The organism is Streptomyces geranii (assembly GCF_002954775.1).
GTDB lineage: Bacteria > Actinomycetota > Actinomycetes > Streptomycetales > Streptomycetaceae > Streptomyces > Streptomyces geranii.
Map to the genome: position 1 here is coordinate 1 of NZ_PJME01000061.1, position 13,238 is coordinate 13,238.

12 protein-coding genes are annotated in these 13,238 nt (G+C 70.3%); 4 read left to right on the plus strand and 8 right to left on the minus strand.

All coding sequences use genetic code 11. The annotated features are described in order from the left end of the window. Positions 1-33: 33 nt before the first annotated feature. From pgl to tkt, 5 genes are read right to left on the minus strand one after another with little or no spacing between them, the layout of a single operon-like run. Positions 34-819 (minus strand): 6-phosphogluconolactonase, encoded by a 786-nt coding sequence (gene pgl, locus CW359_RS39565; protein ID WP_105975080.1) that lies wholly within the window; start codon positions 817-819, stop codon positions 34-36. Next, on the minus strand, positions 816-1,898 hold the full coding sequence (gene opcA, locus CW359_RS39570; protein ID WP_105975081.1) for a glucose-6-phosphate dehydrogenase assembly protein OpcA: 1,083 nt from the start codon (positions 1,896-1,898) through the stop codon (positions 816-818). Before opcA ends, pgl begins: the two co-directional genes overlap by 4 nt. Further along, entirely contained in the window at positions 1,895-3,418 is a 1,524-nt protein-coding gene (gene zwf / locus CW359_RS39575) for a glucose-6-phosphate dehydrogenase (RefSeq protein WP_105975082.1), read from the minus strand. The genes opcA and zwf overlap by 4 nt, the downstream gene beginning before the upstream one ends. 4 nt (positions 3,419-3,422) lie before the next feature. Then, entirely contained in the window at positions 3,423-4,541 is a 1,119-nt protein-coding gene (gene tal, locus CW359_RS39580; RefSeq protein ID WP_105975083.1) for a transaldolase, read from the minus strand. A gap of 42 nt (positions 4,542-4,583) precedes the next feature. Then, positions 4,584-6,671, minus strand: coding sequence for a transketolase (gene tkt, locus CW359_RS39585; protein WP_105975084.1), 2,088 nt, complete (start codon positions 6,669-6,671; stop codon positions 4,584-4,586). Between the two features lie 359 nt (positions 6,672-7,030). Here tkt and CW359_RS39590 point away from each other — a divergent pair, with 359 nt between their 5' ends. From CW359_RS39590 to CW359_RS39605, 4 genes are all read left to right on the plus strand, one after another. Next, positions 7,031-7,996, plus strand: a complete 966-nt coding sequence (locus CW359_RS39590; RefSeq protein ID WP_105975085.1) for a heme o synthase — start codon at positions 7,031-7,033, stop codon at positions 7,994-7,996. A 136-nt stretch (positions 7,997-8,132) separates the two neighbouring features. Beyond that, the gene (locus CW359_RS39595; RefSeq protein WP_105975086.1) at positions 8,133-8,447 is read left to right on the plus strand and encodes a hypothetical protein; all 315 of its coding nucleotides are present in this window, start codon (positions 8,133-8,135) and stop codon (positions 8,445-8,447) included. Between the two features lie 59 nt (positions 8,448-8,506). Further along, positions 8,507-9,613, plus strand: coding sequence for an amidohydrolase family protein (locus CW359_RS39600; RefSeq protein WP_105975087.1), 1,107 nt, complete (start codon positions 8,507-8,509; stop codon positions 9,611-9,613). A gap of 18 nt (positions 9,614-9,631) precedes the next feature. Then, positions 9,632-10,414, plus strand: a complete 783-nt coding sequence (locus tag CW359_RS39605; RefSeq protein ID WP_232838806.1) for a nucleotidyltransferase — start codon at positions 9,632-9,634, stop codon at positions 10,412-10,414. 30 nt (positions 10,415-10,444) lie between these two features. On the opposite strand, the gene CW359_RS39610 is transcribed toward CW359_RS39605, so the two are convergent. From CW359_RS39610 to CW359_RS39620, 3 genes are read right to left on the minus strand one after another with little or no spacing between them, the layout of a single operon-like run. Further along, positions 10,445-11,461, minus strand: coding sequence for a COX15/CtaA family protein (locus CW359_RS39610; protein WP_105975089.1), 1,017 nt, complete (start codon positions 11,459-11,461; stop codon positions 10,445-10,447). A 58-nt stretch (positions 11,462-11,519) separates the two neighbouring features. After that, entirely contained in the window at positions 11,520-12,302 is a 783-nt protein-coding gene (locus tag CW359_RS39615; protein WP_105975090.1) for an ABC transporter permease, read from the minus strand. Then, a complete protein-coding gene (locus CW359_RS39620; protein ID WP_105975091.1) occupies positions 12,299-13,222 on the minus strand; it encodes an ABC transporter ATP-binding protein in 924 nt (307 codons plus the stop codon). Before CW359_RS39620 ends, CW359_RS39615 begins: the two co-directional genes overlap by 4 nt. Between the last annotated feature and the right edge of the window lie 16 nt (positions 13,223-13,238).

Genomic DNA, 13,238 nt, shown 5'->3' on the forward strand with positions numbered 1-13,238 from the left:
CGCCCCCGCCGCCCCTGTTGATCCCCGTGTTGCTCAGGCCGACGCCGGTGGGTACAGCGACCTCGGGAGTTGGGATGCCGCCGCCGCGTCCAGCAGCCACAGCGTGCGCTGTCTGCCGTACGCGCCCGCCGCCGGTGCCTGGATCTCGCCCGCTCCCGACAGCGCTATCGCCGCCGCCCCCGCCTTGTCCTCGCCCGCCGCCAGCAGCCATACCTCCCTGGCCGCCCGGATCGCCGGGAGGGTCAGGGTGACTCGGGTCGGTGGGGGCTTCGGGGCGCCGTGGACTCCTACCACCGTGCGGTCCGTTTCGCGGACCGCCGGTAGCTCCGGGAACAGGGACGCCACGTGCGTGTCCGGGCCCACGCCCAGCATCAGGACGTCGAACGTCGGGACCGGGCCGTGGGTTTCCGGGCCCGCTGCCTTTGCCAGTTCCGCCGCGTACCCCTCCGCCGCCGCGTCCACGTCGGAGCCGTACGGGCCGTCCGACGCGGGCATGGCGTGGACACGCGCCGGGTCCAGCGGCACCGCGTCCAGCAGTGCCGCCTTCGCCTGGGTGACGTTGCGGTCCGGGTCGCCCTCGGGCAGGAAGCGTTCGTCGCCCCACCACAGGTCGAGCCGGGTCCAGTCGATCGCGTCCCGGGCCGGAGCCGAGGCCAGGGCGGCCAGCAGGCCATTGCCGTTCCGGCCGCCCGTGAGCACGATCGACGCCGAGCCGCGCGACGCCTGCGCGTCCACGATCTTCGTGATCAGACGGGCCGCCGCGGCCTCGGCCATCAGCTCCTTGTCGCGGTGGACGACCAGCTGGGGTGCCGTACTCACTTCGCCGACACCTTCTTCACCGGCGGCATCAGGGCCGGGGTCGCCCGGTCCGAGTCCTCCGCCACCGGTGGCTTCTTCGCCGGTTCCAGTGCCAGCGCCGACGACGGTGCCGGAGTCGGCGCCGGCGCCGCCTTCGGCGGTACGGGGGCCGTCGAAGCCGTCAGTCGCTCCACCCCGAACCGCAACGCCGACGCGTACGTGTCGTCCGGGTCCAGGCGGCGCAGTTCCTCCGCCATCAGCTCGGACGTCTCGCGGCGCTTGAGCGCCACCGCGCGGTCCGGCTGGCCCTGGATGGAGAGGGTCGCCAGGGAGCCGTCGGCGCGGTCCAGGGTGATCGGGCCCGTGCTTGTGCGCATGCGGACCGCCGTCAGACCCGGGCCCGAGGACAGGGAACGCTTCACCGGGACGTCCAGGCGGTCCGCCAGCCACATCGCCAGCAGTTCGCAGCTCGGGTTGAACTCCTCGCCCTCCACCTCGACCGCGTCCACCTCGCAGGTGACCTGGTCCAGGGCGGCGGCCAGCATCGAGCGCCACGGGGTGATCCGGGTCCACGACAGGTCCGTGTCGCCCGGCGTGTACGCGTCCGCGCGTGCCGCCAGTTCACGTACCGGCTGCTCGGCCGCGTACGTGTCCGTCACCCTGCGCTGCGCCAGGGCGCCCAGCGGGTCCTTCGCCGGGTCCAGCGGGGCGTTCACCGGCCACCAGACGACGACCGGGGCGTCCGGCAGCAGCAGGGGGAGGACCACTGAGTCGGCGTGCTCCACCACCTCGCCGTACAGGCGCAGGACGACCGTCTCGCCGGTGCCCGCGTCCACGCCCACCCTGACCTCGGCGTCCAGGCGGGACGTCGTACGGTCGCGGGGGGAGCGGGAGACGCGCTTGACGACGACCAGGGTGCGTGAGGGGTGCTCGCGCGAGGCGTCGTTCGCGGCCTTCAGGGCGTCGTACGCGTTCTCCTCGTCGGTGACGATGACGAGGGTCAGCACCATGCCTACGGCCGGGGTGCCGATGGCACGCCGCCCCTTCACCAGCGCCTTGTTGACCTTGCTGGCCGTGGTGTCCGTGAGGTCTATTTTCATGGGCGCCGCCAGCTCCGTCCGTCTCGTTCGAGCATTTCGTCGGCCTCGACGGGACCCCAGGTGCCCGAGGGGTACTGGGCGGGCTTGCCGTGCTTGTCCCAGTACTGCTCGATCGGGTCGAGGATCCGCCAGGACAGCTCGACCTCCTCCGTACGCGGGAAGAGGTTGGAGTCGCCCAGGAGGACGTCCAGGATCAGGCGCTCGTACGCCTCGGGGCTGGACTCCGTGAAGGACTCGCCGTACGCGAAGTCCATCGACACGTCCCGGATCTCCATCGAGGTGCCGGGCACCTTGGAGCCGAAGCGGACCGTGATGCCCTCGTCGGGCTGGACGCGGATGACGATCGCGTTCTGGCCCAGCTCCTCCGTCGCCGTGTGGTCGAAGGGGGAGTGCGGTGCCCGCTGGAAGACCACCGCGATCTCCGTCACCCGGCGGCCCAGGCGCTTGCCCGTACGCAGGTAGAAGGGGACGCCCGCCCAGCGGCGGTTGTCCACCTCGACCTTGATCGCCGCGTACGTGTCGGTCTTCGACTTGGGGTCGATGCCGTCTTCCTGGAGGTAGCCGATGGCCTTCTCGCCGCCCTGCCAGCCCGCCGCGTACTGTCCGCGGACGGTGTCGGCGCCCAGGTCCTGCGGGAGCTTGACCGCGCCGAGGACCTTGGTCTTCTCGGCGGCCAGCGCGTCCGCGTCGAAGGACGCGGGCTCCTCCATGGCCGTCAGGGCCAGCAGCTGGAGCAGGTGGTTCTGGATGACGTCACGGGCCGCGCCGATGCCGTCGTAGTAACCGGCCCGGCCGCCGATGCCGATGTCCTCGGCCATCGTGATCTGAATGTGGTCGACATACGACCGGTTCCAGATCGGCTCGAACATCTGGTTGGCGAAGCGGAGCGCCAGGATGTTCTGGACGGTCTCCTTGCCGAGGTAGTGGTCGATCCGGAAGACCTGATCCGGGGCGAACACCTCTTCGACGGTCGTGTTCAGCTCTTCCGCCGACTTGAGGTCGTGGCCGAAGGGCTTCTCGATGACCGCGCGCCGCCAGGAGCCGTTGTCCTGGTCCGCCAGACCGTGCTTCTTGAGCTGCTTGATGACCACCGGGAAGGCGGACGGCGGCACCGAGAGGTAGAAGGCGAAGTTGCCGCCCGTCCCCTGCGCCTTGTCCAGCTCGTCGATGGTCGAGCGCAGCCGCTCGAAGGACTCGTCGTCGTCGAAGGTGCCCTGGACGAAGCGCATCCCCTGGATGAGCTGCTGCCAGACCTCCTCGCGGAACGGCGTACGGGCGTGCTCCTTGACGGCGTCATGGACCTCCGCCGCGAAGTCCTCGTTCGCCCACTCGCGCCGGGCGAAGCCGACGAGCGAGAAACCTGGTGGCAGCAACCCGCGGTTGGCGAGGTCGTACACGGCAGGCATCAGCTTCTTGCGTGACAGGTCGCCGGTGACCCCGAAGATGACCAGGCCCGACGGCCCCGCGATACGCGGGAGCCGTCGGTCTGCGGGGTCACGCAGCGGGTTGCTGCTTGACAAGGTCTCAGCCCTCCGAAGGGGCGAGGCGCGCGAGTTCCGCCTCGGTCGACTTGAGCAGGTCGGTCCAGGACGCCTCGAACTTCTCGACGCCCTCGTCCTCAAGGAGCTGGACCACGTCGTCGTACGAGATCCCGAGCTTCTCGACCGCGTCGAGTTCCGCACGGGACTGCTCGTACGTACCGGCGATGGTGTTGCCGGTGATCTGACCGTGGTCCTCGGTGGCGAACAGGGTCGCCTCCGGCATGGTGTTCACGGTGTTCGGCGCGGCCAGGTCGTCGACGTACAGGGTGTCCTTGTACGCCGGGTCCTTGACGCCGGTCGAGGCCCACAGCGGACGCTGCTTGTTGGCCTGCGCCTTGTCGAGGGCCGACCAGCGGTCCGTGGAGAAGACCTCCTCGTACGCCTGGTAGGCGAGCCGCGCGTTGGCCAGACCGGCCTTGCCGCGGGCGGCCTTGGCCTCGTCGGTGCCCAGGGCGTCGATCCGCTTGTCGATCTCGGTGTCCACGCGGGACACGAAGAAGGACGCCACGGAGTGGATCTTCGACAGGTCCAGGCCGCGGTCCTTGGCCTTCTCCAGACCGGCCAGGTACGCCTCCATGACCTCGCGGTAGCGCGCCAGCGAGAAGATCAGCGTGACGTTGACGCTGATCCCGAGGCCGATGACCTCGGTGATCGCCGGGAGACCCGCCTTGGTGGCCGGGATCTTGATCAGGGTGTTCGGCCGGTCCACCAGCCAGGCCAGCTGCTTGGCCTCGGCGACGGTCGCGGTGGTGTTGTGGGCGAGACGGGGGTCGACCTCGATCGACACCCGGCCGTCCTGGCCCTGCGTCGAGTCGAAGACCGGGCGCAGGATGTCGGCGGCGTCACGGACGTCCGCCGTCGTGATCATGCGGATGGCCTCTTCGACGGTGACCTTGCGGGCGGCCAGCTCGGTGAGCTGCTGCTCGTAGCCGTCACCGCTGCTGATGGCCTTCTGGAAGATCGACGGGTTGGTGGTGACGCCCACGACGTGCTGCTGGTCGATCAGCTCGGCGAGGTTGCCGGACGTGATCCGCTGGCGCGACAGGTCGTCCAGCCAGATCGCGACGCCTTCCTCGGAGAGGCGCTTGAGTGCGTCTGTCATGGAAAATGCATCTCCTACGAGTCGTTGTGTCGGCGTTCAGCGTCAGCGCTGGGCTGCGGCGATCGATTCCTTGGCCTTCGCGGCCACGTTCTCGGCAGTGAAGCCGAACTCCTGGAAGAGGACCTTGCCGTCGGCCGAAGCACCGAAGTGCTCCAGGGAAACGATGCGGCCCGCGTCCCCGACGTACTTGTGCCAGGTGAGACCGATACCGGCCTCGACGGAGACCCGCGCCTTCACGGCGGCCGGGAGAACGCTCTCGCGGTACTCCGGGGACTGCTCCTCGAACCACTCCACCGACGGCATCGACACCACGCGCGTGGGTGTGCCCTCGGCCTCCAGCAGCTCACGCGCGGCGACCGCGACGTGCACCTCGGAGCCGGTCGCGATCAGCACGACCTCGGGGGTGCCGGTGGACGCCTCGAAGAGGACGTAACCGCCCTTGACGGTGTCCTCGTTGGGCTCGTACGTCGGCACACCCTGCCGGGTCAGCGCCAGACCGTGCGGCTTGGAGACGCCGTACTCGCGCTTGCCGCGCCGCAGGATCTCGCGCCAGGCGATGGCGGTCTCGTTGGCGTCCGCCGGGCGGACCACGTTCAGCCCCGGGATGGCTCGCAGCGACGCGATGTGCTCAACCGGCTGGTGGGTCGGGCCGTCCTCGCCGAGGCCGATGGAGTCGTGCGTCCACACGTACGTCACCGGCACGTGCATCAGCGCGGAGAGGCGCACCGCGTTGCGCATGTAGTCGGAGAAGACGAGGAAAGTACCGCCGTAGATACGGGTGTTGCCGTGCAGCGCGATGCCGTTCATCTCGGCGGCCATCGAGTGCTCGCGGATGCCGAAGTGGATCGTGCGGCCGTAAGGGTCCGCCTCCGGCAGCGGGTTGTCCGCCGGGAGGAACGAACTCGACGCGTCGATCGTGGTGTTGTTGGAGCCGGCCAGGTCGGCCGAGCCGCCCCACAGCTCCGGGATGATCGCGCCCAGCGCCTGGAGGACCTTGCCGGACGCGGCACGCGTCGCGACACCCTTGCCCGCCTCGAAGACCGGGAGCTTCTCCTCCCAGCCCTTGGGCAGTTCACCCGCGGCGATACGGTCGAACTCGGCGGCGCGCTCCGCGTTGTTGTCGCGCCACTCCTGGAACGACTTCTCCCACTCGGCCTTGGCCTGACGGCCGCGCTCCAGGGCCTCACGCGTGTGGTTCAGCACCGCGTCCGAGACCTCGAAGGACTGCTCCGGGTCGAAGCCGAGGACGCGCTTGGTGGCCGCGACCTCGTCGTCGCCGAGCGCCGAGCCGTGCGCGGCCTCGGTGTTCTGGGCGTTCGGGGCCGGCCAGGCGATGATCGAGCGCATCGCGATGAACGACGGCTTGTCCGTCACCTTCTTGGCGGCCTGCACGGCGTTGTAGATGGCGTGCGGGTCGAGGTCGCCGTCCGGCTTCGGGGCGATCCGCTGGACGTGCCAGCCGTACGCCTCGTACCGCTTGGCGACGTCCTCGGAGACGGCCGTCTCGGTGTCGCCCTCGATCGAGATGTGGTTGTCGTCCCACAGCAGGACCAGGTTGCCGAGCTTCTGGTGGCCGGCCAGCGAGGACGCCTCCGCGGAGATGCCCTCCTGGAGGCAGCCGTCACCGGCGATCGCGAAGATGAAGTGGTCGAACGGGGACTCCCCTTCGGGTGCCTCCGGGTCGAACAGACCACGCTCGTAGCGGGCCGCCATGGCCATTCCGACGGCGTTGGCGACACCCTGGCCGAGCGGACCGGTCGTCGTCTCGACGCCCGTCGTGTGCCCGTACTCGGGGTGGCCGGGGGTCTTGGAGCCCCACGTCCGGAACGCCTTCAGGTCATCCAGCTCCAGGCCGAAACCGGCCAGGTACAGCTGGGTGTAGAGGGTCAGGGACGAGTGTCCTGCGGACAGCACGAAACGGTCGCGCCCGACCCAGTCGGCGTCCGCCGGGTCGTGCCGCATCACCTTCTGGAAGAGGGTGTACGCGGCGGGGGCCAGGCTCATCGCCGTACCGGGATGGCCGTTGCCGACCTTCTGTACGGCATCGGCGGCCAGGACGCGGGCGGTGTCGACGGCCCGCTGGTCCAACTCGGTCCACTCGAGGTCTGTGGTGGTCGGCTTGGTGCTCACCCTGGGTCAGGGCTCCTCTCCACATGTCTAATGCCGGCGTCCTCGGTGTCCACCGGCTGCCGGGGGCTGACACCCTCGGCCTTTGTCGAGCCTACCCTCGTAAGAACGTGCAGTATTTCGAGTCATTCCAGACTGCCGGGACTGCTTCGGATCCGCCTCCCGACCACTGCCGGACTGCAATACGAAGCAGGTCGCCCGAGCGCTCAATCGAGCCATGTCACGCCCATCACAAACCACCCCTCAACACGACCCCACCCCCGCGAAGGGCGGGGTCTGGGCAACGTCTAGAGTGGCGTGGTAAGCGCGAGCCGTTACCGGGACTTCACATCCGGGGGCTTGTTGGAATGTCTCTGTCAGGGGTGTGCGTGACGGCCGTTGAATCCCGTCCAGCGGGGATGACCGGGACGAGCCGGGGCCAGGGTCAGAGCCGGAGCCGACGGCCGTTCGGGGCCCGGGTCATGGCGTTCGTTGCCCTCACCAAGCCGCGGATCATCGAGCTGCTGCTCATCACCACGGTTCCGGTGATGTTCCTTGCCGAGCAGGGCGTCCCGGACCTGGGACTGGTCCTCCTCACCTGCCTCGGCGGCTATCTCTCCGCGGGCGGCGCCAACGCGCTCAACATGTACATCGACCGTGACATCGACGCGCTGATGGACCGCACGTCGCAGCGTCCGCTGGTCACCGGCATGGTCAGCCCGCGCGAGTGCCTTGCCTTCGGCATCACCCTCGCCGTCGCCTCGACCCTGCTCTTCGGCCTCACGGTCAACTGGCTGTCGGCCTGGCTGTCGCTGGGTGCCCTCCTCTTTTACGTGGTCATTTACACGATGATCCTCAAGCGGCGTACGTCGCAGAACATCGTGTGGGGCGGTATCGCGGGCTGTATGCCGGTCCTCATCGGCTGGTCCGCCGTCACGAACTCGCTCTCCTGGGCGCCGCTGATCCTCTTCCTGGTCATCTTCTTCTGGACCCCGCCGCACTACTGGCCGCTGTCCATGAAGGTGCGGGACGACTACGCGCGCGTGGGTGTGCCGATGCTTCCCGTCATCGCCTCCAACAAGACGGTCGCCCGGCAGATCGTGGCGTACAGCTGGGCGATGGTCGCGGTCTCGCTGCTGCTCACTCCGCTCGGTTACACCGGCTGGTTCTATACGTCGGTGGCGCTGGCGGCGGGTGGGTGGTGGCTGTGGGAGGCGCATGCCTTGCAGGGGCGGGCGCGGGCTGAGTCGACGGGCGTCAAGCTCAAGGAGATGCGGCTGTTCCACTGGTCGATCACCTATGTGTCGCTGCTGTTTGTTGCCGTGGCTGTGGATCCCTTCCTGCGGTAGGTCGGGTGCGGCGCCGTCGTGGCTGGTCGCGCAGTTCCCCGCGCCCCTTTGGGGCGCTCCTGTGAGCGGCGTTTCGTGGCCAAGGCCACTTGCCCTGCCGTCGCCAGGCCGTCTACCCGTCGGTAGCATCCTGGGCATGGCAGATACGCAGGAGCGGACGGTGGCCAGGCTGGCCAAGCGGATCAACGGGTTCGCCAAGCAGCACGGTGGGGCCGAGGGGCAGGTGGCGTACATCGGGGAGCGTGGGGCCCGGATCGTGCTCGTCGGGGAGGACGGTGCCTGGGGCGACCTCGTGGCTCCCACGTACGCCGTCGCGCAGCAGGCCGTCGAGAAGGCCGGGATCACTGTCCACGAGGACTTCGACGGCGAGTTCGCGGCCAAGGTGACGACCGGGCCGTACGAGTGGACGCGCATGGCGGGAATCCAGGTGGGCGGGCCGAGCAACACCTGACAGTCGGTTCACCCGTTAGGACCGTAGGAACACACACGGTCCAGCCACGGGGAGCCCGGATGATCGAAACGCCGTCCCTCGTGGACCAGTACTGCCACGGCGTACTGCGGACAGAGCTGGGTCTCGGCACCTTCGAGGCCCAGCTCGCGCGTACCGAGGGTCCGCCCGCCGCCGGCACCACCTTCTTCGACACCCAGACCGGGTTCGCCGTACGCCGCTGGTGCCCCCCGCTGCTCGGCCTGGAACCGCACGCTGCCCCCGCCCGTTATCTGGCCCGGCGTCGTGAACTCGGCGTACTGGAGTCGGGCCGGAGGCTGCTGCGGGGCAGCGGAATCACGACATATCTGGTCGACGCCGGACTGCCCGGCGACCTCACCGGACCCGGTGAGATGGCCTCCGCCGGAGCCGCCGAGGCTCATGAGATCGTCCGGCTCGAACTCCTGGCCGAACAGGTCGCCGACACCTCCGGCACGGTCGAGTCCTTCCTCGCCAACCTCGCCGAGTCGGTGCACGGCGCGGCCACCAGTGCCGTCGCCTTCACCTCCGTGGCGGGCTTACGGCACGGACTGGCGCTCGCGCCCGATCCGCCGGGACCCGGGGAGGTGCGGGGCGCGGCGGGCCGCTGGCTGGCCGGGCGCCGGGTCGGCGGCGCGCTCAGCGACCCGGTGCTGCTGCGCCATCTGCTGTGGATCGCGGTCGCCTCGGGCCTGCCCCTCCAACTGCACGCCGGGCTCGGCGAACCGGGCCTGCGCATCGACCGCACCGACCCGGTCCTGCTCACCGACTTCGCCCGCTCCACGGCCGGGCTCGGCACGGACCTGGTCCTGCTCCACGGGTACCCGTACCACCGCCACGCGGCCCACCTCGCCGGTGTCTTCCCGCATGTGTACGCCGACCTGGGCGCGGCCCTCGTCCGTACCGGCGCCCGGGCCGCAGCCGTCCTCGCCGAGATCCTGGAACTCGCTCCCTTCGGCAAGATCCTCTTCTCCAGCGGCGCCCAGGGCCTGCCCGAACTCCATGTGGTGGGCGCCCGGCTCTTCCGCGAGGCCCTGGGACGGGTGCTCGGCGGCTGGGTCGCCGAGGGGGCGTGGTCGCTGGGGGACGCGCAACGGGTGGCGGGACTGATCGCGGCGGGGAACGCCCGGCGGGTGTACGGGGTGGGGTGAGCTGTACAGACTCTGGGCATGACGACGGGCATGACGACACACGGGACCCGGACGGACGCCCTGACCGAAGCCTTACTGGACCGCTTCCTCGGTGAGCTGCGCGCACTCTCCCCGGCCGCCGTCTGGGCCCATGGCTCGCTGGGCGGCGGCGACTACCAGGAGGGGCGCAGCGATCTCGACCTGATCGCCGTCCTGGCGGGACCGATCGGGGCGGCCACCGCCTGGCACGTGGCCGGGCTGCACGCCCGTCTCCGCACCCACCCGCTCGCCCCGCTGCTGCACTGCACCTACCTCTCCGACGCGACGACGGCCAACCCCGACCGACGGCACCTCACCTGGGCGCACAGCCAGTTGTTCCGGCGGACCGTCTCCCCGGTGACCCGGCGCGAACTGCTCACCTTCGGGCGGGTGTTGCACGGGGAGGTGCCCGGGGAGTTCCTTCCGCCGGTGCCCGACCGGCAGCTGACCGACTACGTCGTGGGCGACCAGCGCGACAACTACCGGCCCGCCGTGGACAAGGCCAGGCTCTGGACCCAGGACGTCTGGGTCGACCTCGGCCTGGTCACCTTCGCGCGCGCGACCGTGACACTGCGGGAGGGCCGCCTGATCTCGAAACGCGAGGCACTGGACCTGCTGCCGGGGCTCGGGGCGCCGGTGGAGGTCGTCGAGGACATCGTGCGGCGGCGGTACGGGCAGGAGGGCGGGCCGGCGGTCGCGGGCGGGTGGATCGAGCGGCGGGCCGAGCTTGCGCGGGGCTACCTGGGGCCCGCGATCGACCGCCTGGTGGCCTCGTACACCTGATGCCGTACCTGATGTAGTTAAGGAGCCCTCCTACGCGCGCGTGCCGACCGTCGCCTCGGTCGTGGGACCGGGAACCTCGGCCAGGGCGGCGGTCTCCGGGCGTTCGCGCAGGGCGAGCAGGACGCGCAGGACCGCGATCCACACCAGCGCCGAGCCGAGCATGTGCAGGCCGACCAGGACCTCGGGGAGGTTGGTGAAGTACTGGACGTACCCGATGATCCCCTGGCTGAGCAGGATCAGGAACAGGTCCCGCGTCCGGTCCAGCGGGCCCTTGGGGGCGTCCACCGCCTTCAGGACGAACCACAGGGCGAACGTCAGTGTCACCACGACCCAGGCCAGCACCGCGTGCAGCTTGCTGACGTTCTCCCAGTTCAGCGGCATGCGTTCGATCTCGCTGGAGTCGCCCGCGTGCGGGCCCGAGCCCGTCACCACCGTGCCGACCGCGATCAGCAGGACCGTGGCGATCACCAGGAACCACACCAGCTGCTGCACGGCCTTGCCGACCAGCGGGCGCGGTGCCTCGTCGCCCTCCTGCGTGCGCTGCCACATCACCGCGGCGACCGCGATCAGGGCGGAGGAGAGCAGGAAGTGGGCCGCGACCGTGTACGGGTTGAGGCCGACCAGGACGACGACGCCGCCCAGGATCGCGTTGCTCATGACCACCCAGAACTGCGCCCAGCCGAGCCGGGTCAGGCTGCGGCGGTACGGCTTCTCCGAGCGCGCGGCGACGATCGCCCAGCCGACGGCCGCGCACAGCACGTACGTCAGCATGCGGTTGCCGAACTCGATGACGCCGTGGACGCCCATCGCGCTGGTCGTCGTCAGCGAGTCGTCGGTGCACTTGGGCCAGGTCGGGCAGCCGAGCCCCGAGCCGGTCAGCCGGACGGCACCGCCGGTCACCACGATGACCACCGACATGACGAGCGCCGCGAGGGCCGCGCGCCGCACGGTCCGGGGCGTCGGGGTCCAGCGGGCGGCGATGAAGGCGAGCGGGTTCCGCAGGGCGGACAGGGCCTCGGCGGGGGTCATCTTTGGCACGCGTCCCATCGTAGGCGGCTGCTTGTGCACGCTTTCACGAGGGGTCCCGGTCCCCGTTTCCGCCTGGTCACTCCCAGCGGAAGAAGCGGCCCGCCGCCGCCAGTCCGACGACCGCCCACACACCGAGGATCCCCAGGTCGCCCCAGGGCATTCCGGCGCCGTGCTGGAGCACGTCCCTCAGGCCGTCCGACAGGGCCGAGATCGGCAGCAGGGACAGTACGTCCTGGGCGCCCGACGGGAACCTGTCCAGCGGGACGATCACCCCGCCGCCCACCAGGAGCAGCAGGAAGACCAGGTTCGCGGCGGCCAGGGTCGCCTCCGCCTTGAGCGTGCCCGCCATCAGCAGGCCCAGGCCCGAGAAGGCGGCCGTGCCGAGGAGCAGCAGGAGAAGTACGGCGAAGGGGTTGCCGTGCGGCGACCAGCCGAGCGCGAAGGCGATCGCCGTCAGCAGGGCGACCTGGAGCATCTCGGTGACCAGCACCGACGCCGTTTTCGCCGTCATCAGGGCCCAGCGGGGGAGGGGGGAGGAGGCCAGGCGCTTGAGGACTCCGTAGCGGCGTTCGAAGCCCGTCGCGATCGCCTGGCCAGTGAAGGCCGTGGACATGACCGCCAGCGCGAGGATGCCCGGGGCGAGGAAGTCCACCGCCTTGCCCGCGCCCGTGTCGACGATGTCCACCGAGCCGAAGAGGGTCAGCAGGAGGGCCGGGATGATCACCGTCAGGAGGAGCTGCTCGCCGTTGCGCAGCAGCATCTTCGTCTCCAGGGCCGCCTGGGCCCCGATCATGCGGAGGAGCGGGGCGGCGCCGGGCCGCGGGGCGTACGTTCCCGTGGCGGTCGTGGTGGTGGTCATGAGCGCAGCTCCTTGCCGGTCAGCTCCAGGAAGACGTCCTCCAGGGTGTGCCGTTCCACCGAGATCCGGTCCGGCATCACCCCGTGCTGCGCGCACCACGACGTCACCGTCGCGAGGAGCTGCGGGTTCACCTTGCCGCCGACGCGGTAGGCGCCCGGTGTCAGCTCGGCTCCCGTGCAGTCCGCCGGGAGGGCTTTGAGCAGGGAGCCCATGTCCAGGCCCGGGCGGCCCGTGAAGCGCAGGGTGTTCTCGGCGCCACCCCTGCACAGCTGTTCGGGGCTGCCCTGGGCGACGACCCTGCCGGCGTCGATGATCGCGACGTCGTCCGCGAGTTGCTCGGCCTCGTCCATGTGGTGGGTGGTGAGGATGACGGAGACGCCGTCCCGCCGCAGATCCCGTACGAGATCCCAGGTGGCCCGGCGGGCCTGGGGGTCGAGGCCCGCGGTCGGCTCGTCCAGGAAGACCAGTTCCGGGCGGCCGACCACCGCCATCGCGAGCGCGAGGCGCTGCTGCTGGCCGCCGGAGAGGCGGCGGTACGTGGTACGGCCGCAGCTGCCGAGGCCCAGGCGTTCGATGAGGGCGTCCACGTCGAGCGGGTGTGCGTGGAGTTTGGCGACGTGGCGGAGCATTTCGTCGGCTCGGGCGCCCGAGTAGACGCCGCCGGACTGCAGCATCACGCCGACCCGGGGGCGCAGGGCGGCGGCCTCCCGTACGGGGTCGAGGCCCAGTACACGTACCGTCCCGGAGTCCGGTCTGCGGTATCCCTCGCAGGTCTCGACGGTGGTCGTCTTGCCCGCGCCGTTCGGACCGAGTACGGCGGTGATGCCCGCCAGGGCCACCAGGTCGAGGCCGTCCACCGCGGTCTTCGTGCCGTACCGCTTCACCAGGGCCTGGACCTGGACCACGGGCTCGCTTCGCATGGGTCCAGAGTCTAGG

Bases quoted from the DNA above. Each gene is read 5' to 3' on its own strand.
- opcA (WP_105975081.1), bottom strand. From the start codon at position 1,898: ATGAAAATAGACCTCACGGACACCACGGCCAGCAAGGTCAACAAGGCG.
- CW359_RS39620 (WP_105975091.1), bottom strand. From the start codon at position 13,222: ATGCGAAGCGAGCCCGTGGTCCAGGTCCAGGCCCTGGTGAAGCGGTAC.
- CW359_RS39610 (WP_105975089.1), bottom strand. From the start codon at position 11,461: ATGGGACGCGTGCCAAAGATGACCCCCGCCGAGGCCCTGTCCGCCCTG.
- CW359_RS39605 (WP_232838806.1), top strand. From the start codon at position 9,632: ATGACGACGGGCATGACGACACACGGGACCCGGACGGACGCCCTGACC.
- tal (WP_105975083.1), bottom strand. From the start codon at position 4,541: ATGACAGACGCACTCAAGCGCCTCTCCGAGGAAGGCGTCGCGATCTGG.
- CW359_RS39600 (WP_105975087.1), top strand. From the start codon at position 8,507: ATGATCGAAACGCCGTCCCTCGTGGACCAGTACTGCCACGGCGTACTG.
- CW359_RS39595 (WP_105975086.1), top strand. From the start codon at position 8,133: ATGGCAGATACGCAGGAGCGGACGGTGGCCAGGCTGGCCAAGCGGATC.
- CW359_RS39615 (WP_105975090.1), bottom strand. From the start codon at position 12,302: ATGACCACCACCACGACCGCCACGGGAACGTACGCCCCGCGGCCCGGC.